Source organism: Microbacterium sp. M (genome assembly GCF_045181065.1).
In the GTDB taxonomy this organism is placed as follows: Bacteria; Actinomycetota; Actinomycetes; order Actinomycetales; family Microbacteriaceae; genus Microbacterium.
Map to the genome: position 1 here is coordinate 2,498,764 of NZ_CP173721.1, position 22,192 is coordinate 2,520,955.

At 66.3% G+C, this 22,192-nt stretch carries 23 protein-coding genes and 1 tRNA gene; 9 read left to right on the plus strand and 15 right to left on the minus strand.

The features are described 5' to 3' along the window. Nucleotides 1-47 precede the first annotated feature (47 nt). From ACI7YT_RS12225 to ACI7YT_RS12265, 9 genes are all read left to right on the plus strand, one after another. Entirely contained in the window at nt 48-3,974 is a 3,927-nt protein-coding gene (locus tag ACI7YT_RS12225) for a phage tail tape measure protein (RefSeq protein WP_406245801.1), read from the plus strand. Next, entirely contained in the window at nt 3,974-4,846 is an 873-nt protein-coding gene (locus ACI7YT_RS12230) for a hypothetical protein (protein ID WP_406245802.1), read from the plus strand. The genes ACI7YT_RS12225 and ACI7YT_RS12230 overlap by 1 nt, the downstream gene beginning before the upstream one ends. Then, on the plus strand, nt 4,843-6,378 hold the full coding sequence (locus tag ACI7YT_RS12235; RefSeq protein ID WP_406245803.1) for a hypothetical protein: 1,536 nt from the start codon (nt 4,843-4,845) through the stop codon (nt 6,376-6,378). Before ACI7YT_RS12230 ends, ACI7YT_RS12235 begins: the two co-directional genes overlap by 4 nt. Further along, complete coding sequence (locus ACI7YT_RS12240; protein WP_406245804.1) at nt 6,375-9,704, plus strand: hypothetical protein; 3,330 nt, start codon at nt 6,375-6,377, stop codon at nt 9,702-9,704. Before ACI7YT_RS12235 ends, ACI7YT_RS12240 begins: the two co-directional genes overlap by 4 nt. A gap of 66 nt (nt 9,705-9,770) precedes the next feature. Then, entirely contained in the window at nt 9,771-10,292 is a 522-nt protein-coding gene (locus tag ACI7YT_RS12245) for a hypothetical protein (RefSeq protein ID WP_406245805.1), read from the plus strand. Next, on the plus strand, nt 10,292-11,176 hold the full coding sequence (locus ACI7YT_RS12250; RefSeq protein ID WP_406245806.1) for a hypothetical protein: 885 nt from the start codon (nt 10,292-10,294) through the stop codon (nt 11,174-11,176). The genes ACI7YT_RS12245 and ACI7YT_RS12250 overlap by 1 nt, the downstream gene beginning before the upstream one ends. A gap of 4 nt (nt 11,177-11,180) precedes the next feature. Beyond that, a complete protein-coding gene (locus ACI7YT_RS12255; RefSeq protein WP_406245807.1) occupies nt 11,181-11,534 on the plus strand; it encodes a hypothetical protein in 354 nt (117 codons plus the stop codon). Nucleotides 11,535-11,563: 29 nt separating this feature from the next. Next, a complete protein-coding gene (locus ACI7YT_RS12260) occupies nt 11,564-12,934 on the plus strand; it encodes a hypothetical protein (RefSeq protein ID WP_406245808.1) in 1,371 nt (456 codons plus the stop codon). A 34-nt stretch (nt 12,935-12,968) separates the two neighbouring features. After that, nucleotides 12,969-13,235: a hypothetical protein gene (locus tag ACI7YT_RS12265; RefSeq protein WP_406245809.1), complete on the plus strand. Its 267-nt coding sequence runs from the start codon at nt 12,969-12,971 to the stop codon at nt 13,233-13,235. A gap of 54 nt (nt 13,236-13,289) precedes the next feature. On the opposite strand, the gene ACI7YT_RS12270 is transcribed toward ACI7YT_RS12265, so the two are convergent. From ACI7YT_RS12270 to ACI7YT_RS12340, 15 genes are all read right to left on the minus strand, one after another. Next, on the minus strand, nt 13,290-13,442 hold the full coding sequence (locus ACI7YT_RS12270; protein ID WP_406245810.1) for a hypothetical protein: 153 nt from the start codon (nt 13,440-13,442) through the stop codon (nt 13,290-13,292). A gap of 4 nt (nt 13,443-13,446) precedes the next feature. Beyond that, the gene (locus tag ACI7YT_RS12275; protein WP_406245811.1) at nt 13,447-13,698 is read right to left on the minus strand and encodes a hypothetical protein; all 252 of its coding nucleotides are present in this window, start codon (nt 13,696-13,698) and stop codon (nt 13,447-13,449) included. Nucleotides 13,699-13,750: 52 nt separating this feature from the next. Next, nucleotides 13,751-14,224 carry a hypothetical protein gene (locus ACI7YT_RS12280; RefSeq protein ID WP_406245812.1) on the minus strand — a complete coding sequence of 158 codons (474 nt, stop codon included), beginning with the start codon at nt 14,222-14,224 and terminating at the stop codon, nt 13,751-13,753. Continuing rightward, on the minus strand, nt 14,221-14,385 hold the full coding sequence (locus ACI7YT_RS12285; RefSeq protein ID WP_406245813.1) for a plasmid mobilization protein: 165 nt from the start codon (nt 14,383-14,385) through the stop codon (nt 14,221-14,223). The genes ACI7YT_RS12280 and ACI7YT_RS12285 overlap by 4 nt, the downstream gene beginning before the upstream one ends. Continuing rightward, nucleotides 14,382-15,008, minus strand: a complete 627-nt coding sequence (locus ACI7YT_RS12290; protein ID WP_406245814.1) for a hypothetical protein — start codon at nt 15,006-15,008, stop codon at nt 14,382-14,384. The genes ACI7YT_RS12285 and ACI7YT_RS12290 overlap by 4 nt, the downstream gene beginning before the upstream one ends. After that, on the minus strand, nt 15,005-15,370 hold the full coding sequence (locus ACI7YT_RS12295) for a hypothetical protein (protein WP_406245815.1): 366 nt from the start codon (nt 15,368-15,370) through the stop codon (nt 15,005-15,007). Before ACI7YT_RS12295 ends, ACI7YT_RS12290 begins: the two co-directional genes overlap by 4 nt. After that, on the minus strand, nt 15,367-15,768 hold the full coding sequence (locus ACI7YT_RS12300) for a hypothetical protein (protein WP_406245816.1): 402 nt from the start codon (nt 15,766-15,768) through the stop codon (nt 15,367-15,369). Before ACI7YT_RS12300 ends, ACI7YT_RS12295 begins: the two co-directional genes overlap by 4 nt. Beyond that, nucleotides 15,765-18,323, minus strand: coding sequence for a bifunctional DNA primase/polymerase (locus ACI7YT_RS12305; protein WP_406250576.1), 2,559 nt, complete (start codon nt 18,321-18,323; stop codon nt 15,765-15,767). Before ACI7YT_RS12305 ends, ACI7YT_RS12300 begins: the two co-directional genes overlap by 4 nt. A 38-nt stretch (nt 18,324-18,361) precedes the next feature. Then, nucleotides 18,362-18,437: transfer RNA gene (locus ACI7YT_RS12310), tRNA-Asn, on the minus strand. 177 nt (nt 18,438-18,614) lie between these two features. Next, complete coding sequence (locus ACI7YT_RS12315) at nt 18,615-19,301, minus strand: hypothetical protein (RefSeq protein ID WP_406245817.1); 687 nt, start codon at nt 19,299-19,301, stop codon at nt 18,615-18,617. 14 nt (nt 19,302-19,315) lie between these two features. Continuing rightward, the gene (locus tag ACI7YT_RS12320; RefSeq protein ID WP_406245818.1) at nt 19,316-20,158 is read right to left on the minus strand and encodes an AAA family ATPase; all 843 of its coding nucleotides are present in this window, start codon (nt 20,156-20,158) and stop codon (nt 19,316-19,318) included. A 55-nt stretch (nt 20,159-20,213) separates the two neighbouring features. Beyond that, complete coding sequence (locus tag ACI7YT_RS12325; protein WP_406245819.1) at nt 20,214-20,483, minus strand: hypothetical protein; 270 nt, start codon at nt 20,481-20,483, stop codon at nt 20,214-20,216. Further along, nucleotides 20,480-21,412 (minus strand): hypothetical protein, encoded by a 933-nt coding sequence (locus ACI7YT_RS12330; RefSeq protein ID WP_406245820.1) that lies wholly within the window; start codon nt 21,410-21,412, stop codon nt 20,480-20,482. The genes ACI7YT_RS12325 and ACI7YT_RS12330 overlap by 4 nt, the downstream gene beginning before the upstream one ends. A 209-nt stretch (nt 21,413-21,621) precedes the next feature. After that, on the minus strand, nt 21,622-21,960 hold the full coding sequence (locus tag ACI7YT_RS12335; protein WP_406245821.1) for a hypothetical protein: 339 nt from the start codon (nt 21,958-21,960) through the stop codon (nt 21,622-21,624). Further along, nucleotides 21,957-22,190, minus strand: coding sequence for a hypothetical protein (locus ACI7YT_RS12340; RefSeq protein ID WP_406245822.1), 234 nt, complete (start codon nt 22,188-22,190; stop codon nt 21,957-21,959). The genes ACI7YT_RS12335 and ACI7YT_RS12340 overlap by 4 nt, the downstream gene beginning before the upstream one ends. Between the last annotated feature and the right edge of the window lie 2 nt (nt 22,191-22,192).

The window sequence follows — 22,192 nt, forward strand, 5'->3', positions numbered from 1 at the left end:
AGCGCCTCTAAACTTGAAGGACACCCTGGTCGTGGAGAGCGGAGAACATGGCTGACAACCTTGATGCCAAAGCCGTAATCTCCGCCCAGATCGACGGCATCAAGCAGGTTCTCGACGCGCTCTCGAAGCTCGAGAGCGGCATCGGAGACGTCGCCTCGATCTCCGGCGATCTGAACAAGATCAACAAGAGCCTCAAGGGCGTCCAGGACGGGTTCGTCGAGACCGGCAACGCCGCGAAGGCCAGCTCCAAGAACGTCAAGTACTCGGCCCAGGGGTTCGAGGAGTACGTCAAGGCCCTCGGCAAGGCGAACAAGGCTCAGCGCCAGTTCGCCCAGGAGAAGGTCGTCAAGGGCTTCTCCCCCTCAGGCATCCCCGCCACCGACGCCGGCAGCATGTCGCGCCAGGAGCGCGACAACGCACTGCAGGTCCATGAGGCCGCCACCACCGGCATCATCCAGGGCATCCGCAAGCGCAACGCCGAAGAGGACAAGGCGTCGCGTGAGCGGCAGCGTCTCATTGAGCGCGAGAACGGGCTCTACAACGACTACCTCGAGAACCAGTTCAAGGCCGACAGGAAGGCTGCGGACAACAAGGTCCGCGAGGCCAAGCGCGCCATCGATGAGGTCCGTCGCCTCAACGAGAAGGAGGTCGACGGGCTGATCTCCAGCGGGATGAGCACCGCCACGCGCGGCATCAACGCTGGCTCCTCACACCTCGCCGGGCGACCGAAGGCTCCCCGCGCCAGCAGCGCCGGCATGGGCGACTGGGACAACCAGTTCAACACGGCAGTCGCCGACGCTGACGCCAAGGTTCGCGCCCTCGCCGCCTCCCAGCAGGAACTCGCCGACCTCGCCTCGCCCCGGATGCGCTACGCGCTCTACGACGTTGCCACCACGACCGGCATCTTCACCGCAGGCATCACGGCCGCCGGTGTCGCGGTCACCGGCCTCGCGTCCAGCTTCGAGTCCTCGTTCACGAATGTGGAGCGCACGCTCAGCGACGACATGGGCGGCGCCGCAGTCAAGGAGTTGCGCGGCGAACTCGTCGGCCTCACCCGAGAGATGCCGCTCGCTTTCTCTCAGATCACAGAGATCGCCACGCTGGGTAACCAGCTGGGTATCGCCGGCGCCGACGTGGGCAAGTTCTCCGAGACCGTCGCACAGTTCTCCACCGTCACCGGCCTCAGCGTCGACGCCACTGCGACCGCATTCGGCTCGCTCTCCGAACTGCTCCGCAACGAGGACGGCAGCAAGCTCGCCGTCGCGCAGTACCAGAACCTCGGCTCCGCGATCGCGTACGTCGGCCGCACCTCCGTCGCCACTGAGGCCGAGATCATCGCAATGTCGACGCGCCTCGCCGCGTCGGCCTCCAACGCCGGATTCAGCGCCCAGCAGGTCATCGCCCTATCCGGTGCCTTCGCCTCGCTCCGCATCGCCCCAGAGCGCGCGCAGGGCGTCATGGAAGTGTACTTTAACCGGCTTAACACCGCGATCTCCCAGGGTGGCCCCAAGCTCGAGGCATTCGCTCGCTACGCCGGTCTCGCCACGAGCGAGGTCGAGGGTCTCGTCCGCTCCGATCCGGTCGAGTACTTCCGCCGTCTCGCCACCGGCCTCGGATCGATGGACCAGATCGCGCAGACCGGTGCGCTCGAGCAGCTGGGTCTGCAGGGCATCCGAGCCGGCGAGGTCTTCGGCCGTGTCGCCGCCAACGTCGACGTCTTCAATCAGGCGATGGCCAACTCCAGCACCTCGTGGTCGCAGGGCACCGAGCTGGGCGACCAGTACTCGCTCGTGCTCGACGACATGGCGACGAAGTGGCAGATCTTCCTCAACGCGCTCAGCGAGGCGGGCGCCGTCATCGGCGGCATCCTCTCCCCCGCCCTGCTCGGCGCGCTCGAGATGCTCACCGGCATGGTCCAGGGCTTCACGGACTTCGCCTCCACCGACATCGGCGGATTCCTCCTCCGCACGGCTGGCCTGATCGCCGGTGTCACCGCAGCCCTCGGTGGCCTCATCACGGTCGCAGCGCTCGGCGCCGGCGCCATGTACGCCATGCGCCTCGCTGCGGTCGAATTCGGCCTGGTCAGCGCCACGAACACCACGCGCATCGGAATGTTCACGAAGTCGCTGCTCGGCATGAACAGCGTGATGGGCGCCGCCGGCGTCGGCTCCGCCACGGTCGCCCGAGGCTTCATGGCCATCGGCTCGACCGCCGGCTTCGCGGCGCGCGCCGCGAACATGCTCACCGTCGCACTGAAGACTGTCGCCAAGGCGACCGTCGTCTTCGGGCTCCTGCAGTTCGGCATGGACCTGCTGTTCGGCGGCACGGAGAAGATGACCGGCGGTCTGATGGCCGGCATGAACGCCGCCAACCAGCTCGGCTCGATCGATCTCGGCAAGCTCGGCGACAGCGCTGAAGAGGTCGCCGGTGACATCGGCGATGTCGGCGGCGCCGCAGATGGCGCTGCAGCCAAGGTCCGCACCCTCGTCGACTACGCGAACGACCTCGCCAGCGTAATGTCCCGCGCGACCGACATCCGCTTCGCCAGCGGGTCGGCCTTCGACACCATCACGAGCGGCTGGTACAAGATCGCCGAGGCTGCGAACGAGGCGCGCGAGGCTGCTGCAGAGCACCGCCGCGAACTCGCCTCGATGGGCGCCGATCGCGCCGTCAAGCAGTACTGGCTCAGCGTTGCCGAGAACTACGGCGACGAGCTGCGTGCTGCCAAGCTCCGCGCCGAGCTGGCCGAACTCGATGGCGAGATGGCTGCCGAGAAGAAGGATCTCGCGAAGGCGCAGGACGAGGCGAGCATGTCGCTCACCGGCAACAGCCAGGCCGCCATCGCGAACCGCGCATCGATCCTCGGACTCGTCGGCAACTACCAGGACTACCTCAAGGCCCTCGCCGCCTCCGGCATGAGCCAGGCCGACCTCGAGCGCGAGAGCGTGCGCCTCCGCAGCGAGTTCGTGGCGCAGGCGACCGCCCTCGGATACAACCGCGGCGAGGTCGATCGCTACGCAGCCTCGTTCGATGACATGGCGAAGATCATCAACGCCGTGCCGTGGGGCGTCACGGTCGCATTCAACGCCGACCCGGCGCTCCTGGCCCTCAACGAGTTCATCGCCCAGGCCGAAGCTGCCGCATCTGCAGGCGGCACCGGCGCAGGCAACGCATTCGGAAGCGGCTTCGACCTCGGGCTCGAGGAGGAACTCGCCAAGAAGCGCCCCTCGAAGCATGTCGGCCGCGCGATGCCGGTCGAGGAAGCCTCGATGCAGGGCGGGCTCTACGCTGGCGGCCTCATGAACGGGCTCGAGGCCACGCTTCGCCCCGGCATGGACGGAATCCGCACCATCGGCGAGAACTGGGTCACAGAGGAGCGCGCGCGTGCGCTCGGAATCGGTGGTCTCGTCGGTGGCGCCCTCGCAGGCGGGCTCAAGACCACCACTGACACCGACCTCTCCGCCTACAAGCCGCTCGACGGCTGGGCCGCCGCTCAGATGGGCTCCGCCTGGAACGCCGGAAGCAGCGTCGGACGCACTGTCAGTGGCGGGCTCATGGCCGGCATGACCGCCGCCCTCAAGAACGTGAACATCGGCTCCAACGGGACCGGCGGTATCCGTGTCGAGAACGGCTACGCATCTGGTGGCTACACCGGCAACCTCGCCACCAACCAGGTCGCCGGCGTCGTCCATGGCCAGGAGTACGTCATGTCCGCCCAGGCCGTCCGCAACGCCGGCGGACCTGGCGCGATGGACGCCATGCACCAGCTCTTCAAGGCGGGCAAGGGCTTCTCCCCGGTCGGCCTCGCCGCACCGGTCGCGTCCGGCCCCGGCGTCGTCGACATCTCCGCATCGAGTGCCCGCCTGATCGCGGACATCCTCGCCGCGAATCTCAAGGTCATTCTGCCGGGAGCGCAGCTCGCCGGGTCCGTGGGACGCCACAACGTCAACAGCGCTTCACGAGGAGGCTCCTGATGGGTAGCAACGTCTGGATGGGCGTCCGCGGCGCCGAGCAGTGGATCAAGGCGCCCGCGCCGCGCACCCCGTTCCAGGCCGTCGGCTGGTCGGAGACGACGCAGGGTCGCAACGGTCGCACCACGGGTCGCCGCTCGCGCGTCACGCACATGGAGTACGAGCTGTCGTGGCCCACGGTCCCCACCGAGATCGCGCGCAAGCTGACCGACATGTACTACGGCGTCGACGGAGACGGCCTCATCTACTGGCTCGACCCGATGCTGAAGAACGTCCTCCCGGCGCACTGGTCCTTCCCCGGCCTGGGTTGCACGGACGGCCCGCCCATCTACGGCAAGATCCGCCCTGAAGCTGTCGCGACGACCGCCAACGCGAAGGGGCTGCCGCACGTCTCGGCGAAGTTCACCGCCATCTCGGGCTACACCCCGCCGCGCTGCTACATCCCGATCCCGCCCGGCCACGCCGCGCACATCGGCGTGCACCAGGGCACCGCCGGCGCGACGGACAGCATCGTCATCGCCATCCCGCAGTCCGCCTCTGGCAACACCGGAACGATCTCCCGCCTGCCTGGAATCGCCCCCTCGTCCAGCACGCGATTCACGACCGTCATCCCCCGCTCGGGATCGATGACCGGTATCGACATTCGCCTGGCGCCCGGCGAGACGATCGGCGGCGTGACGCTGCCGTCCACCGGCACGATCGCCGGGATCATGGTCGAAGTCCTTCCCATCGGCCAGTCCCCCGTCGGTCAGGGCTTCATCCGCGGCGGCGGCAACTCGGGCTGCCAGATGTTCGACCCGCCGACTGAGACCCCGATCTCCGCCTACCGCAACCGCATGAGCGTGTCCGCCAAGCTCACGGAGGTCGGCCCATGAGCGCCGTCGACGTGACGATCGGCGACGAGACGTTCTACAGCCTGAACGACTGGTCCGTCCTCGGCGACTCCACCCCACTGATCGCCGGCGACATGACCGGCGGCGCCGGCACCGTCTCCTTCCAGCTGCCCGAGACCCTCACCTCGAAGTACCTGCAGGGCCGCCCCTGCACGCTCAAGGACGCCGAGATGGGCGAGACGACCGGCTTCCTCCGTCTCGGTGGCGGCAACGGCGTCAACGCGACAATCACCGGCTACTCGAACATCGCCAAGCTCAACGTGTCGCGCACGGTGCCCCCGGCCAACAGCACGCTGCGCGCCTACCTCCTCTACCTGCTCGGGCTGTGCGGCGTCACCACGAACATCGCCATCGCGGACACCCTCGCCTCGAAGTCTGTGCGCTACATCGGCTGGGAGGGCAACGTGCTCGACCACCTGAAGGACCTCTGCATGGCGCACGACATGGAGCTGGCGCTCATCGGTGACACCTACGTCTTCCGCCCGGCCTGCAGGACGATCATCTCCACTCGTTCGTTCGCGGACTGGACCTGGACCTCGAGCGAGAACCAGCTCACGCAGAACGTCGAGGTCGCTTGGTACAACACCTCAGCGCCGGCGTCGCAGCTGATCTACCCGGCCGGCGGCTGGCGCGAAGACGTGGAGGTATTCCAGGTCGCCGCCGGCGAGGTCGCCACCTACGAGATCGATCTGAAGCCCGAAGACGGTGACGAGTCCAGCATCGGGATGAGTGCACTGACCGTTCAGCAGCCCGTCTGCGTTGGGTCGGTGGACCGAGGCCACAACTCGAGCAGCGTGTACTCCGTGTCCGGCAAGGACAACTTCCCGATCAAGCCGGCGCAGTGGGCGGCCGGCGGCGGATCCCTGAGCGTCGAGATGCTCGACGCGGGATCGAAGCTGCGCGTCACGATCACCGGAAGCTCCGAGTCGGAGTACGGCCCATACCAGATCTCGATGCCCGCCGACTCGGACGACTACTCCTCCCTCCGTATCTACGGGGTTGGCCTGCGATACAAGCGGGGAACGCTGCGCATGCAGACGGGGCTCAGCGCCGACCGCGCATCGCAGGAGTCGACGCCGATCGTCGACACGCCGTTCCTCAACAACTACGAGCAGGCATGGCGCGCAGCGTCGGGGATGCTGTCCCAGCACTCCTCGGCCACCTACACGGTCCAGGGGACTCTCGGCCAGATCGAGGTGCTGCAGCACACTCCGACCACGTACTTCGGTGGAACCGGCGTCGAAGGTAATCCCGAGCAGCACGTCTTCGGAAACCTCGAGGGCAGCCTGTTCGTCGCCGAGGGGCTCGTCTACCGGATCCGGTCGGTCACCTACACGCCCGCCGGCGGCACCTTCACCGCCGAGCAGTGCATGGACGGTGCTGCGCAGGCGTACGCGCTCGAACAGGTGACCGGATCCGCCACTATGACCGCCGCCCAGTGGAACGCCTTCCACTCGAACGGACTCACCGCGGGCGAGTACAGCTCCGACCCGCTGAAGGGACACACGCTATGACGACCACGCGCCCCGCGAACAACCTGCCCGACGAGGCTCAGGCATGGCGCCGCTCCGTCGAGCAGGATGTTGACAAGCTCATGCGGCAGGTCGGCATCAGCCTCGTGAACGGCAAGGCGATCGCGTCCGCTCAGAAGTCGATCTCCGGCTCCCTCCGCGACACCGGCCTCACCCAGGAGGAGCAGGAGCAGGCCATCCGGGACGCTCGCCGCACGCCGGCGGCGCCCGACAACCCCTCCGTCACGACCGACGCCTACTTCGACGAGTACGGCTACCCGCGCGCCGCGGTGTTCGCGTCGTCCGACGCCGTGATCCGGGACACGCTCGGCCAGGCCATGCAGGTCGCCCGGCACGAGCTGCTCGGCCGCAAGAACGTCGCCGGCCTGGAATGGACGGTGCTCACCGAGACCATCGGGGACTTCGTGGAGATGACCGTCTCCGGGCTCCCTGCAGGCGAGGAGTGGGCCTTCGCGATCCGCGCGGTCTCGACCGCGGGCGTGGCAGGCGAGAACTCGGCGCAGATCGTAGTGACGCTCGCGAAGGACACGACTCCCCCGCCGCAGCCGTCGCGTCCGACCGCTTCGTCGCGCCTCGGGCAGATCATGGTCAACTGGGACGGCCTCACCTCCGGCGGTGCGACGCAGCCTGCAGACTTCTCGCACGCCGACGTGATGATGGCGACCTCCCTCTCGGGCACCGGCTACAAGGTCGGAACGATCGACACCGGCGGCGACACCTTCTACGCCCCCGAGCAGGAGTACGGGGTGACCGTCTGGTTCTACCTCGTCGCCGTCGACTTCGCCGGCAACCGCTCCATCGCCTCCGAGCGCGCAGACGCCACCGCGCAGCCTCTCGTCGACACGGACGTGTCCGACGAGGTGATGGACTCCATCACGGCGATCGTGACGGCCAACGTCGAGGAGAACATCGGCGGCTCGATCATCTGGTCAACGCTCGCCCCCACGCCGGCGGATGGTGCGGGTCGTTCTGCCGGCGCGACCTGGTATCGCCACAACACGACCAACAGCATCATCGGGATGTGGGAGTGGGACGGCACGGCCTGGCAGCCCCGCAACATCGACGCCGGCGCCATCGCCGCCGGCGCGGTCACCGACGCCAAGATCGCCACCGGTGCCGTGCTCGAGGCGAAGATCGCCGACGCCGCCATCGCCACCGCGAAGCTGAAGGACTCGGCGGTCTCCGAGCAGAAGATCGCCAACCTCGCCGTCGGCACGGCGAAGATCGCGGACGCTGCGATCGTCAACGCGAAGATCGGTAACCTCGCCGTCAGCAGCGCCAAGATCGCGGATGCCGCCATCGTGGAGGCGAAGATCGGCGACGCGGCGATCACCACGGCGAAGATCGGCAACGCGCAGGTCACCGACGCGAAGATCGTCAACCTGAACGCCGGCAAGATCAACGCCGGCTACATCGACGCCGCGCGCATCGACGCCGGGACGATCACCGCCACCAAGCTCGCGGTCAGCGACTTCTCCAACTACGCAAGCGGCTCCGACTTCGAGGACATCAAGCTGGTGCCGTGGTCGAACTACGGACCCGGCCTGACGTTCTACCCATCCTCGGGGCGCAGTCACTCGGGCACCACCTCCATGGCGATCTCTGGAGCCCTCACTGGCTCCTCCAGGCTCCAAGTTCCCATCGCGACCGCCGAGGGCGAGCAGTGGTACATCGAGTTGTGGGCTTCACGAAGTGCTACATGGAACGGCACCAACTCGAACTCTAAGCTTCGTGTCGGAGACCAGAACGGCTCTCTTATCGCCGCCGTGGGCTATGCGGCGTCTGACACGAACTCTGGGTGGACCAAGCGGACAGGCACGTTCACGGTGCCTGCAGGCGTCACGGCGCTCCAAATGCTCCTGGGCAACGACGCGACCGACGGCCTCATGTGGCTGGACGACATCATCATCCGCCGCATGAACGGCGGGGAACTCATTGTCGATGGCGCAATCACGGCGCTGAAGATCGCCGCCAACCAGGTCGACACGAACCACCTGCAGGCGAACGCGGTCACAGCGAACAAGATCGAGGCGGGCGCGATCACCACGGTCAAGCTGGCCGCGGGCGCGGTGGAGGCCGACAAGATCAAGGCGAATTCCATCTCCGCCGACAAGATCACCCTCGGCAATTCGACCAACATGGTCGACGACCCCTCCTTCCTGGCGCCGCTCGGGCAGGCGTGGAGCGCGTCGACCGGCGGAAATAGCGCATGGTCAGCCACGGTCACGTCGACCTATGGCCGGGGGATACAGTGCAACCCGACCACGAGCGATCACAGGCTGGGCAACAGCCCGAACGCCAACGCCCGAACCCCCGTCGTTCCGGGTGAGAAGTATCAGATCTCGGCTGAGGTTTTCACGGAACTCTCGGCGGGCACTCCGATCATCTGGCTCTACTTCTTGGATCGGAATGGCGCCTACGTAGCTGGCGGTCCGGCTGTCAGCCACACGGGGAGCGGCTGGGCTAGCATCACCGCCGAAGCTACGGTCCCTGCTTCCGCCGACACCATGTACTTCATGTGCCGCGTCTCCGGCGCCTCCTCGTCGACCACAGGTCGCGCGATCTTCTGCAACCCCCGCATCCTCCGAAAGGCGAACGCGGAGCTGATCGTCGACGGCGCCGTCACCGCCGACAAGATCTCCGCCACGGCGATCGACGGCAAGACGATCACTGGCGCGCTCGTGCGATCCTCGGCCAGCGGCGCCCGGACGGAGCTGAACTCGAACGGCATCCAGGTCGTCAACTCGAGCAACCAGGTGCTCACGCGCCTCGGCTACGGGATTCCTACCGGCCTGTCGATCCGCAACCCGTACACCGGCTCCCTCATCGAGTTGGCGGATGCCGCATTCGGTGCCGTCAGCGTCGCCTACAGCAACAACCTGGCATACGGCCCGAGCGGTGGAGAGGGCGCGTTCAACGGGTTCACGCGCCACTCGTCCGACGACTGCGTGCTCTCCCTGACCGCCGTCGCGCCGGCGTACATCATCCAGTTCGGGCAAACGTGGTCGCTTGCCGCTGACCCCGGCGCTGTCGCAATCCCCTACGTCGGAATCCGCCGGAACGGCTCGGGGATCAATGCGGGAGGGGCGCGCTTCACGGCACGCTTCAGCGGCCAACTCCAGGGGTTCAGCACGGAGTCCTTCCACCGGGTAGGTCAGACCATGGGGCAGATCCGCCTGACCACGACGCCGGGCTCGAACTACAACTTCGACATGGACTTCAACATGTGGACGACGAGGACGCCGGCTGGCACGCTCAGCATGACTCTGAGCGATCGCTTCATCACCGCAACGCCACTGTTCCAGTGATCGATCGGGGCGCTGGTCACCCGGCGCCCCGATTTAAGTGGTCTAAACCTGCCTACCATTGAAGGTATGGCTACCACGTCCGAAGGAATCCCCCTCGCGGATGAGAACACGGTCGTCGTCCCGATCCAGGGGCCGCTCAATGCGATGGCGAACGCGCTCAACACCGCACTCGTCGATCTGCGTGCCGACCTCACTGAGGAGCAGGGCTACTACATCGGGACGAACGCCGAGCGCGTAGCCCTCACCGGCGCAGCGCTGCGCAACGGCATCACCTGGTTCGCCACGGATACGAACATCATCTGGCGCCGCAAGTCGAGCCAGTGGGTAGCGGATGTGCCGTACAAGATCGCCGCCGGCGTGACGAGCGTCGGCCCCACCTTCCCCACCGTGGCACTCCCGGCCGGCTTCTCCCAGCCGCCCATCATCATCGCGCAGCTCCTTTCCGGCGCCGCCGCTGACATCGGGATCACCACGATGGTCACGAACATCACCACGACGAACTTCCAGCTGCGCCACACCGGCTCGACCGGCGAGCGGAACGTCATGTGGATCGCAATTCAGATGTCGAGCGGAGCTGCAGCAGGCTAATGGCAAAGTACAAGAACGGGCGATTCCCCCTCAGCCTCTTCGAGCACCTCGGAGACAATATCTACCTGCCGCCGGCAACCGCAGCGCGGTGGCGTGGCTTCCGCCAGGACATCTTCGACGAGGTTGGCGTCTGGCTCCGCATCACCCCCGATCGCAGCGGGCTCGGCGGTTGGAACGGCTACCGCCCCTACGACATCCAGGTCAAATACAAGAAGGCGCTCGGTCGCCTCGCGTCCGCCGCAGGCTTCTCCTCGCACGGTGGCCGCTACCTACTCCGCGACTTCTTCGCCTTCGACGTTGACAACTGGGCTCAGGTGCCCTGGGAGGTCTTCACGCGCCTCGCGAAGAAGTGGGGCCTCAAGACCAACTTCGTCAAGCCCACCGAGAAGTGGCACGTCGGAGACCCGAACCCGTGGACCATGCCGAACGTCGGCGGATCCGCCGCCCCTGCCAAGAAGGAGATCGAAGTGATCGCATACCGCCGAGAAGACAAGAAGTCCCGCTCCGGCGGGCGCACGATCGCCGCTGGTGACGGCTTCTGGCTGCACCTCGATGCCAGCGCCACTTCGAGCAAGGCGAGCAACATCGTCGGTGGGATCGGCGAGTACTCCATCACGACCCACATCTACGCTGACGGCGCCCCTGGCGACCTCGTGCACGTTGCCCTCTACTGGGACGACACGAAGTCCGCCGGCGCCCACTCGCCGCACTACACCGAGACCATGGTCTTCGACCGAGACGGCCGGATTCGCGCCTCGCGTGAGTTCAAGCGTGGCGTCGCTGCTGGCTACGCCGTCTACGCCCGGCTGAACGCTGACGCCGGCAACAAGGCGCCGATCAAGGTCACCGTGTTCGACACGGACGCCTTCCTCTTCAAGGCGTGACCCCGTGGACGAAGATATCCGCACCGCGATCGGCGACCTGAAGTCGGACCTGAACCGCAGGTTCGACCAGGTTGACCGGAGCATCGAGACGATGGTGACGAAGAGCGAGTTCAACGCCACCGTCCAGCGGATCGACGCCGAGGCGAACATGCTCCGGCGGGACTTCGAGTCGCACGAGAAGGAAGCTCCCTCCCACCGCGCCGCAGCCGCCGCGAAAGCGGAGTCCGTGCGCGCCGAGGTGAAGGCTGAACTCGAAGGGTTTCGCGTCACGACCCGGTGGGCCATTGGCCTCGCGGCCGGTGGCGCTGGCATCGTCTTCGCGGTCATCCAATGGGTCTTCTCGCTCATCACAAAGTAGCCGCTTAACTGACCACGAGAGGGGCAGCGATGGCTTCCCGACCCGATCTGGATTACAACCGCGAGTTCATCGCGGACATCAAGTCCGACATGCCGAAGAAGCAGATCATGGAGAAGTGGAGCTGCTCCTCCGGGTTCGTCGTCGCCCGCCGGGAAAGGCATGGCGGCCCCAGGATGGTGCGCGTCTCGCCGGCGCAGAAGGTCGAATCCGCGATCGCCGCCGATGATGCAAAGGTGGAGCCCGTTGAGTTCGTCGACGACTCGCATGACCCCGAGAAGGGTTCGTCCTACACTCGCATGGCGGCAACCGCATGGGGCGAGGATGACTGGCGCGAGTTCCTCCGCCAGAAGGGCACCGATCCCGACTCGGTGGTCTTCAACTTCGGTGTCACCTCGAACCCCGGCGGCGGCTACTGGAACAAGCTCAACAACGTCCGGCCCAAGACCGCCGGCAAGGATGGCACTCCCGCGTGGCCGGTCATTCGCCAGGCCACTCCCATCCTCCTCGCCGTCCAGGAGATTCCCTCCCGCCCGGCACGCGACGGCCTCAGCCTCTCACTCAAATGCGCCGACCCTCAGATCGGCTTCCGCGCCCTCTCCGACGGCACCTACGAGGAGTTCCACGACTGGCGGGCCATGGACGTCTTCGTCGAGGTCTGCCGCCTCGAGCAGCCCGAATCGATCGTGATCCTCGGCGACTTCCTGGACCTCCCCAGCCAGGGCAAGTACGTCCAGGAGGCGGGCTTCGCGCGCACGACCCAGATGGCGCTCGACGCCGGCTACATCTTCCTGTCGATGCTCCGCGCAGTCTGTCCCGACGCCGAGATTGTCCTCATCGAGGGCAACCACGACAAGCGGATGCAGAACTTCATCGAGCAGAACGCCCTCGCCGCCTTCGGGCTGCGCCGCGCCGGCATGCCCGACGAGTGGCCCGTGATGAGCCTGCAGAGCCTCCTCCGGCTCGACGAGCTGCGCGTGCAGTACATGGACGCCTACCCCGCCGCCGCGCATTGGGACGACGACACCACGCGCAACATCCACGGCACGCGCGCGAACTCCAAGGGCTCGACGATGAGCCAGTACGCGAACGACCTGCCGCACATCAATACCTGGGCGGGCCACACGCACCGCACCGAGATCGTCTACAAGACGGTGCTCGGCCACCGCGGCGAGCCGATCGAGTCCTACGCCGCCAACCCCGGATGCCTCGCCAAGACCGACGGCACCGTCCCCTCTGTCCACGGCGCACTCCACGTCGACGGCTCCTCGGCGCGCGTCGTCGAGGACTGGCAGCAGGGCTTCGGCGCCCTGCTCTACGACGGCAAGGGCCAGTCCTGGCCGCAGGTCTACCGCATCCGCGAAGGCCGCACCCTGTACGGCGGCAAGCTGATCGCCGCGTAAGCCACCCACCCCAACAGATAGGAGCACCATCCCGATGAGCATCTTCACGAGCGAGGACGCGGCCCTCAACGCCGCAGCAATCAAGGCCGGCATCCGCACGGCTGCACAGGCAGCGCGAGGCGCCGGAGCGGCCGTCGTGGTCGCGATCGGTTCCACCGTCGTTGGCGTCGACTGGCTTGTTGTCGGCGGCATCGTCGGCGCCGGTGTCGTCACGACCGTCTGGGCGGGCGTCGACGCCTACCTCGGCATCCTGAGCAAGGGCGTCCCGGCCGAGTACCAGGACGTCGCCTTCAACGCCTGAGAGGCAGGTGATCCCATCTCTGGAGGAGCGGCTTTCGAGCCGCTCCTCTGGCGTTCAGTCCTCGAGCCGGGCCTTCACCCGCTCGGCGAAGCAGGAGACGTGGCTCTTCCAGCACTCGCGGTGGTGCGTGGCGTTCTTCGACCACTCGGCCCACTGGGCGATGACCTCGTTCGCATCCTCCAGGAGGGCCTGCTCGCGCTCGTTCATGCGATCAGCGTACCTCGTTGCGTGTGAAGCCGAACGGGATGTCATTCTCGGTGCTCAGGTAGCTACCGAGGCGCTCGTGGCTGGACCCGCTCTCATGGATCAGCGGTAGCTCCTCGGGCTCGGCCGCCGGCATCTCGTGGCGGTGGTTCGCGCGCCAGTCTTTCACGGCCTCGAGTGCACGCTCGAAGCCATCGGTCGTCCAGGGTGTGCGCTGAACGATCTTGAATTTCGCTCCGCAGCTGCATTTCTCACGCATCGAACTCCTTCCGTGTGGCCGATCGGCCGCTTTTCATGATGTGGGCGTTCGGTCACACGTCGATCGCGCGCCGATCAGGCCAGTACTTGTCGTAGCTGGGCTTGTGTCTTGGTGTCAGCGTCCGCGCGTAGGCGAAGCCATGCCGGATGGCGTCTCGGTCGTGGCCGGCGCCAGGCTGCCAGAGCCCCCACTTCTTGAGGAAGGCGTCCGGCGCGTGGCCTTTCATCTGGTTGCGCTGCAGGATGAACGGCTCGTCCAGGTGCATCGTGAGGCCAGAGACGATCTCGAGCGGCTGCAGGTCTGGGTTCTTCGTGCGTCCGTCGACGAGGAAGTCCTCGACGACCAGCGTGCCGCGGTAGGTCCGATACAGCTGGACAGCCCAGGAGGTCTTCCACCACTTCTTGAAGCCGCGGAGCCCGCCGGGGATCATCCCGCAGTCGACGAGCGTGAGCGGCTGATCGTTGGCGATCGTGAACAGTGCCCAGCCGGTCGTTCCGCCGGGGTCCAGACAGAGGATGTACCTCATGCCGCTACTCTCTCGATCGGGTCTTCTAGGGCGCGCATGCGCACGTACTCCGCAGTGGTCATGCCGTGAGCTTCGGCCCACTTTCCGATCCGGGCGGCTTCGTCGGGCGCGAGTGCAAGGCTGAGCCTTCTCGTGCGCCCTCGGCCGTATTCGCGCGTCATTCCCCGTCCTCCCACTCGACACCTTGGTGTTCGAGATATTCGCGGTAGATCTTCTCCTGCTTCGCTCGCTTGCGGGCCAGTGTGGCGGCCTCGGTGCGGGCCTTCTCGAGGCGGCGAGAGTCGCCCGTCAGCTTCTCCCGCCACTCGTCCAGCCACGCCTCGAACTCGGTGGAGCCGCGGATCACCCAATAGGTCTGCCGCTCGTCCTTGCGCATCGAGTTGGCGTACATGTACCTGCCGATCGGGTCCCAGACGAACCCGCGGAATCCGTTCTCCAGCCAGCTTGCGTGAAAGCGGAGGTGCGAGTCGGGGACGTAGCCACCGAGGAACACGTTCCGGTGGTCATGCGCCGCCTTCGTGACCTCGCCCGCCTGCGCGGTCTTGCCGTCCTTCTTCTGGATCTTGTCGAAGAAGTGCACGCGGGCCTCGTAGCCCTCCATGCGGAACCCAGCCTTCTCGGCCTCCGCCCACACGCGCTTCTGTGTGTCGGTCAGTTCGCCGAGCGGCAGCTTGGTCTCGAGGAGCTCAAACTTGTCCTCGTGCTCCTCGGCCACATCGGCGACGGGCTTCAGGCTCGCGTAGTACTCGGCCCATGTCCGGCCGTCGGGCGCCTTCCCGCTCACGAGAAGAACACCACGCCGTGCTCGTCCTCGGTGTGCGAGTAGCGGACGTCGCACCCCATCACCGCGCCGAGCCAGTGCGCCTCGTCGTAGTTCGGGTCGTTCGCCGGCGCCGTCAGTGCGAATCGCAGCGCCGCCGCGATCGAATCCACGTTGTCGACGTTCTCCACCCGGATCGGCGCCGTGATCGTGTACGCGTCCGGCAGGGCGCCGAAGCACAGTGGCCGTCCCGGAGATCCGGGGTGCCAGGGCACAGGCACGATGAGAACATCGATGTCCGTGAGGCTGGCCTTGGCCTGCTTCAGCAGCTCGAGGCGCTCATCGCTCATCGGCCACGGCCACACGGGCTGCGGGATGGTGGTCACGTCGATGCTCCTTTCGCTGCGTTGTACCTTCGGATCAGGTGCATCCTGGGGATGTCGGTGAGTCTGGATGCCATATACGGACTGGTGCCGGTGCCGATGTCGAGCGCCTCGGCCACCTCGGCGGGGTCCAGCGCCTCGCCGGCGCGCCTTCTCTTGGCGAGCTTGCACAGGATCGAGAGCGAGTCCGGGTCGAACCGGCCGCCGGTCTTGTCCGTCTTGGCGCCGCCGAGCTGCGCGACAGTGGAGTGCGAGATACCCACGATGCGAGCGATCTGGCGGGACGAGAACACCTTCCACTCAGCGAGGGAGACGGCGGCATCGAACCGCTGCTGGCGGTCGTAGTTCTCGATGCTCGAGTAGACCCAAGCGGCCTCTTCGAGTGCAGTCGTGATGGTCATATTCGGCTCCCTTCTGGGTTGAGCATGATGATGGGTTTCTTGTCGGCCATGGGCAGCTCCTCCGCCCTGCCTTGTTCGACCAGCTCCCGGATCAGCCCGTTGGTGCGGTTCTGGTCGCCGGGGAACATGCGATGGATCTCGGCCTTGAGCATCTGGCCGCCCCGGCTCTGGACGAGGTTGGCGATCTTGTCCGCTTCGCGGGCTCTGGCGGTCCTGTCGGTGGCGTCGACCAGATCGAGGATGTTCTCGGCCCACTCCTCCGCCTGCTCGAGGGCGATGAGGTAGTCGGACATCTGGATCCGCCTTCGCTTCTCAGTGATGGCGACCAGCGCTGCGCATTTGAGGATCGTCATCTCGAGTCGGGTGAAGGTCGGGTTGAGCCTCTCCCCATGACGGCTGTTCTGCGTCATGGCCTCGAAATGCTCGATCGTGTCCGTGTGCCTCTCAAGCACGTCGTCGTCGATGTCCATCCACGTCGGCTGCGAATCGGCGCGCGTGAGGACCGTGTTGGAGATGCGCTGGAACTCGGCGACCCACTGCTGATACCAGTTCACCTGGCCCTTCGAGGAGGCCGCCTCGGGCCTTCTGATGCGGATCTTCTTCTGCTGTCGGCTGCGCGGCTTGCGGAGACCGTTCGCCCAGACGAAGCGGTTGACGAAGCCGGACTCCCAGTCGCGCGGCTCGATGGCGTCGATGATGCGCTCGTCGACGCCGGTCAGGTGCACGCAGAGGTACGCCTTGGCGCGGATGCCGGAGATGTCCTTCTTCGTGGCTCGGTGCAGCGGCGGCACCTTGCCGCCGAAGAACTCGGTCACCTTCTGCTTCATGCCGCGAAACTCGCCCTGCTGGTTCGACCAGTTGAGGAGGATCGCGTCAGCCTCGTCGGAGTGGAAGAAGCTGGTCTTGCCGTCGCGGAGAATCAACGCCTCGGTGAGTCCGGCCGCGGTGGCGTCGCCGCCGATGTCTGGGTCGTCGTCGCCCATGTGGAACATCGAGGCAACGTCGGTGACCACGTTCAGGGACTCGGACTTGCCGACGCCGGAGGGGCCGAGGACTCCCCCGTAGAAGATCAGGGTGACGGCGGTCCCGTTCTCGAGCGGGATGACCGCCTTGTTGGCGAAGATCAGGGACAGCAGCATCCACCGGTTGAGGTGGTAGTACTGCTCGTTCATGACCGGGTTCATGTCGTGCATGACCGCCATGAAGTGCCCAGCGGCCTTGTCGTCGCCCCACCACGTGATGTGCTGCAGCGCAGCCTCCTCAGCTGTCGACAGGAGCCGTACGCGGCGCGTGGGGGCGAGCGGCTGCACCTCGGCGGCTACCGTCGGCTCGACGGCGAACTGACGCTCCTCGAGCGTGAGGTCAGATGCCGCCGCGTATGCCATAGCCCAGAGCTTCTCCAGCGCCTCCCGCTCGGTCGCGCAGGTGAAGAGCGGCGAGCCGGGCTCGCGGCTCGCCGGCGAGTGCCAGGCGAGCGCGGCGGCTTGTGTCGGCGTGAGTTCCGAGGCGAGGCCCATGGACATGATGTAGCGGAGGCGCTCGTGCAGGGATGCCGGGGTCACGACTGCAGGCAGCGTCGTCCAGGCATCCAGGAATCGCTCGTCGTCGATCCGCTCTGAGGCTGCCAGGTGGTCAACCTTGAGAATGTCCGCCGCTTTCGGCGTGAAGGCGCCGAACTTGGCGATCGCTCCGACCAATCCGTCATCGAAGCCCTTGCGGTACTCAGGGGTGTCGTAGGGGTCGCGCAGCCACGCCGTGTGCAGGGCGTTGAGCGCGACGGGGATGCCGGGCTCCCCCTGGGCGCCGAGGTTGACGAGCATCGCCTGCAGGGCAATGAGATCGTCGTGGCCGAAGTCGTCGGCGGGGATCGAGGAGATCCAGGCGCGGATGTACGGGGTCGGCTCGGACTGGTCGCAGGAGTCGATCCACTCCTGGACACTGCCTGAGAACCCGGTCCAGTCGCCGCGGTTCTCGTCGGGAACGGTGAGTGCGTTCAGCCACGCCTCGGGCAGCTCCTCGAGGTCGTCGATCGCTGGGAAGTCATCGAGAGGCTCACCGTCGTAGCCGTACCAGACGTAGGGCTGGTTCGTCACGGGGTGGATGCTTGGTGCCACGACCGCGTAGCGGTGCGAGAACTGCACGATCTCGACGTCCGGGAAGTTGCGAACGAAGTTGAGCCCCTCGGGCACGCGGTAGAAGTGCTGGCGCGAGGGATTCTCAAGCCCGTTGGGGAGGAGCTGACCTCGGGCGGTCGACGTGATCGTGACGGGGAGTTCGCCGAGACGGTCCTCGAGGGCCTTCAGTGTGACATCGCCGCGCTTGTCGCCGTACACGTCGACGTCGATGCCGATCCAACCCTCGGAGCGGAGGGCGGTGTTCATGTTCTGCCAGTACGGATCCCGCATCCATCCGGCGACCTTCTCTTCGGTCACCGTTCCGTCGTAGCCGGTGGCGCCGGCGGGGATCGGCTTCTTTCCCTTGACGGGGATCGGCTTCCAGCCGAGCGAAAGGTATTCTTCGGCGACGCTCGCGTAGCCTCCAGGGAATCCGCTGATGCTCTCGTCTCCCTTCGATTTGGTGGCTAAAACTGGACTGGCTGGCTAGGCAGGACTCGAACCTGCGACAGGCGCATTAACAGTGCGCTGCTCTGCCGACTGAGCTACTAGCCATTGCGGCCCGATCCTCGGAGGGCCAATCCGCCGGTTCCCCCGCGCGTCCCCACGCGCGCTTCTGCCGGAGTGTTGAGTTGTGGTCTTGCGGCGACGACGGGCAGGTTATGACTCCACGCCCAACCGCCTCAGCGTGCTGCCCGTCGTTCTCACGTAGGCGTCAACGCCGCGAGCGGACTAGAACCCCTGGCTCGCCTGCGCGGCCTGCTGGAGACCCTGCGCCGCCTGGGCTTCCTGCGGCTGGACCATCCACGCGGGCTGGCCTGCGGGGGCCGCGAGCGGCTCCTGCGCGACCGGTGCGCCCGGCGTCCATGCGGCGGCCGAAACTGCCGCGGGTGCCGCGCTCGTCGCGGCCGGGGCGGAGGCGGCGGACTGGGCCGGGATGCCGTTCGCCTTGTTGAAGAACTTCACGTTGTTGCGCTCGTTCCCCTCCTGGTCGACCTCGATGCCGAGAACGACCTCGAGCGACTTGCCGAGGAGTTCCCGATCGGCCGGGAGGCGGAAGCCCTCCGGCGCGTCCACGTCGTAGCCGAGGGCGCGGAAGAACCCGAAGAAGTCGTAGGCGGGGACCGGCGCGTTCTTCTTCGAGGAGAAGATCTGACGCGCCAGCGGCACGTTCGAGAAGACGCGGCGGTTGGTGCCTCTCTGTCCCTCGGAGATGCGCAGCTGGACCGCGAGTGCGGTGATGCCGGCGTTCGGGCCCTGCTTGGCGAACGGTCGCTTCTCGATCGAGGGCGAGTCCTTGCGGGTGGGCACGATGGTGACCAGCACCTTCGTGCCGTCGGGCAGGGGCTTGGCGTTGCCGCCCTCCTCGACCGTGGTGCCGTCGAACGCGATGACGAATTCGTCCTGTGCGATGCTCATGTGATTCTCCTCTCTTACGCAGCCTGGAGGGCTGCGGCCTTCTTGGCGGTGTCTGCGCGGCGCGCATGGATCATCTGGTAGAACGACGGGAGGTCGAAGCTCCAGATCTTGTCGGGCAGCATCCAACGGTTCTTGGACACGATGTAGTCGGACTTGCCGAGGGTGGCGACCAGCTGCACGTCGGAGCGGTCCTCGGGGTTGGCCTCGAAGTCGACGTACGCCACGAGGTCGAAGATGCTCGCGATGTTGTCCTTCGCGGATCCGCCGAGCTTCGGCTTGATCGCGAAGACGCCGCTCTCGGACGTGCTCTCGGCGGAGTGCATCACGACGATGCCGAGCCCCTCGTAGTTCTGGAAGGCCCAGGCGACATCCGTGGTCCACGGACCCACCTTGCCCCAGGCGCCGAGGGTGTCCTTCTTGCCGGTCTTCTCGGCGATCGTGTGGTTCATGAACCACTTGACCGCGACATCCTGCGCGACATCGAGCGAGTCCAGGATCACCACGTCGTAGCCCCACTTGAAGGCTTCGCCCTTCTGGAACTCGCCGTTCGCGTCGTCGGCGCCGAGGAAGTACTGCAGCTGGCCGAACGCCTCGGGGGCGAGCTTGTCGATCGGGACGATGTTGATGCGCCCCTCCTGGACCCCGGCGAACACCTCCGGGTCGTTGACGAAGACCTTGGAGCCCTGGTCGATGTCGATGTAGAGGACCTTCTTGTCCGCGAACGACGGGACCTTGACGATCCCGCCGGCGGTACTGGTCTTCCAGGTGCCCGGAGGGCCGTAGAGCAGGATGCCGCTCGGGTTGCCGACCTCTTCGGGCTTGGCAAACATGCTGGCGAACGGAGGTGCAGTGGTCATGAGACTCCCCTTCCTAGTAAGTGGTCTGGTCTATCAGTGTACATGTTTAAGCGGCTTAAATCGAGAGATTGCCCTCGCGGAGTTCGCGGACACAGCTGCCGCACTCCCGGCGGAACTGAGCCTCACCCAGTCGCGGGTCCGGTTCTGTCGTGCGGGCCGTGGCCGGGTCGAAGCCGAGCAGCCGTCGGCCGAATACAGTGCCATCGGCGCCGCGGTGGCCGACTTGGCACACCGAGCGCTCCTGGCCCGCGGCGTAGAAGTGCGGGCGCCGCGCATACCCTCGACGAGGCAGCGGCTCGACGAACCAGCCGGACTCGAGCGTCATGCCGCCACCTGCTCGAACATGATCGGTGCGTCGAGGTTGCCGATCGGCTGAGCCTTCTTCTCTTCGGCCTCCGCCTGCATGGAGCACCACCAGCACAGTTCGTGCGCGTCGAAGTCGTTCGGCGTGGCGCCGGCCTGCAGCGCGTCCCAGATCCGCTGACCACGCGCGATGAGATCGAGCGCGTAGCCGCGGTTGTAGGCGAAGGTCAGCGGCCACACATCGTGGACGGCCTTCGGGTCGTCATAGCGGGCGAGGCTGGGGACATCGAAGTATCCGTTGCCGTCGCGGTTGATCCAGATGATCGAGCCCCGATCGACGGGGCGACCTTCCTTCTCACGGCCGAGCATGTACAAGGACTGCTGGCCGTAGTAGCCGGTCATCTTGTACTCGACCTTGGTCATTTCTTTGTCATACTCGGCCTGCGGCATCATGCCGCGTCCAGGGCCTGCGACGTTCTTGTGCTTGCGGCCGAACGGCGGTTCCTCGCCGCGCTGGATCGCGATGAAGTCCTGGAGGATGCAGGACTTCTGTCGACTGCTGCCCTTCCAGTCCGCGATCTGCAGCTCCAGGTCGAGGTCGATCGTCCCGCCGATGTCGCCGTAGCCCTCGATGTGGCCGAACCAGACGTGGCGCTCAGCCTTCGCTCCGGGGGCGGCGTCGACGATGGCGTCGATCGCCCGACGGATCGCATACTCGAGACGCTCCTCCTGCAGCGAGTGAATCGCGGTGCCGATCTCGGCATTCATCCAGATGCGCTCGGCCTGCGGGTTTGACCGCTTGATTCCGAGCAGGTCGTAGGCCAGATCCCTGTCGCACTGGTTGCTCAGGTTGCTGGCTCCGATGCGGGTCTGGCGGGTGCGATCCGACGGGATCGAGAGGAGGTCGATCGCGAACTTGCGAAGCTCCTCGTCACTCAGAATGCCGGCCATGCTTTCCGCCCCTTCCGCTGCTTGGTGTTCATGTTGGTTCGTGCCCCTTGCTTGGAGGGGTGGACGGGGCGCTGTGCGCGCCCCGCCGGCCTCCTTGGAAGACCACCGCATCCACTCATCTCGAATCCCCCGATCCATATCCGGTGCTCCGTGTTGAGCACTCTTAAAATATACAAATACAGACCAGGCTTGTCAAGACTTTAAGCGGCTTATTTTTCGGAGGGGTCTCCGACGAGCCGAGGATCGTCCTCGGCCATGAGGTGCGCCTGCCTTCCGTTGACCCAGACGATGCCGCCCTGGATGCCCCAGTTCGGCCTCACGTGGCGGGCGCTCAGGTTGCACACCTCGACCAGCTTGCACGGTGCGCAGAGCGCCTCCGCCTCTTCTGCGGTGGGTAGCGGGTAGCCGTAGTCGACGAACTCGTCCGGCCGATCGATGCACTCCGGCTGCGGGACGTTCAGGTAGCGATCCGGCTCGAGCGCGGCGAGGGCGGCGTTCTTGAGCGCACCCTCGAAGCTGGGGAGGTTCTCCCTTCGACGCTTGCTCATCTGACCCCCTCGACCTCGGCGAGGATCCGCTCGCCCTCTTCGCGGGTGAAGTCGTCGCCGAGCATCTCGGTAGCGATTCTGCGGATCTCCGCCAGCGCCGTCTGCGCAGCCTCCTGGAGCAGCGCCGCGCCCCACTCCTGCACCGTGGGCTCCGTGCCTCGCAGCTGCCTGTAGCCGGCGCAGAATGCCTCCCACTCCTTCACCACTTCGAGCTTCTGTTCAATGGTCATGA

Coding starts and splice junctions, on each gene's coding strand:
- ACI7YT_RS12265 (WP_406245809.1), top strand. CDS start 12,969: ATGAGCATCTTCACGAGCGAGGACGCGGCCCTCAACGCCGCAGCAATC.
- ACI7YT_RS12260 (WP_406245808.1), top strand. CDS start 11,564: ATGGCTTCCCGACCCGATCTGGATTACAACCGCGAGTTCATCGCGGAC.
- ACI7YT_RS12330 (WP_406245820.1), bottom strand. CDS start 21,412: ATGGCCGGCATTCTGAGTGACGAGGAGCTTCGCAAGTTCGCGATCGAC.
- ACI7YT_RS12315 (WP_406245817.1), bottom strand. CDS start 19,301: ATGAGCATCGCACAGGACGAATTCGTCATCGCGTTCGACGGCACCACG.
- ACI7YT_RS12245 (WP_406245805.1), top strand. CDS start 9,771: ATGGCTACCACGTCCGAAGGAATCCCCCTCGCGGATGAGAACACGGTC.
- ACI7YT_RS12285 (WP_406245813.1), bottom strand. CDS start 14,385: ATGACGCGCGAATACGGCCGAGGGCGCACGAGAAGGCTCAGCCTTGCA.
- ACI7YT_RS12235 (WP_406245803.1), top strand. CDS start 4,843: ATGAGCGCCGTCGACGTGACGATCGGCGACGAGACGTTCTACAGCCTG.
- ACI7YT_RS12335 (WP_406245821.1), bottom strand. CDS start 21,960: ATGAGCAAGCGTCGAAGGGAGAACCTCCCCAGCTTCGAGGGTGCGCTC.
- ACI7YT_RS12280 (WP_406245812.1), bottom strand. CDS start 14,224: ATGAGGTACATCCTCTGTCTGGACCCCGGCGGAACGACCGGCTGGGCA.
- ACI7YT_RS12340 (WP_406245822.1), bottom strand. CDS start 22,190: ATGACCATTGAACAGAAGCTCGAAGTGGTGAAGGAGTGGGAGGCATTC.
- ACI7YT_RS12300 (WP_406245816.1), bottom strand. CDS start 15,768: ATGACCATCACGACTGCACTCGAAGAGGCCGCTTGGGTCTACTCGAGC.
- ACI7YT_RS12230 (WP_406245802.1), top strand. CDS start 3,974: ATGGGTAGCAACGTCTGGATGGGCGTCCGCGGCGCCGAGCAGTGGATC.
- ACI7YT_RS12275 (WP_406245811.1), bottom strand. CDS start 13,698: ATGCGTGAGAAATGCAGCTGCGGAGCGAAATTCAAGATCGTTCAGCGC.
- ACI7YT_RS12320 (WP_406245818.1), bottom strand. CDS start 20,158: ATGACCACTGCACCTCCGTTCGCCAGCATGTTTGCCAAGCCCGAAGAG.
- ACI7YT_RS12240 (WP_406245804.1), top strand. CDS start 6,375: ATGACGACCACGCGCCCCGCGAACAACCTGCCCGACGAGGCTCAGGCA.
- ACI7YT_RS12225 (WP_406245801.1), top strand. CDS start 48: ATGGCTGACAACCTTGATGCCAAAGCCGTAATCTCCGCCCAGATCGAC.
- ACI7YT_RS12270 (WP_406245810.1), bottom strand. CDS start 13,442: ATGAACGAGCGCGAGCAGGCCCTCCTGGAGGATGCGAACGAGGTCATC.
- ACI7YT_RS12325 (WP_406245819.1), bottom strand. CDS start 20,483: ATGACGCTCGAGTCCGGCTGGTTCGTCGAGCCGCTGCCTCGTCGAGGG.
- ACI7YT_RS12250 (WP_406245806.1), top strand. CDS start 10,292: ATGGCAAAGTACAAGAACGGGCGATTCCCCCTCAGCCTCTTCGAGCAC.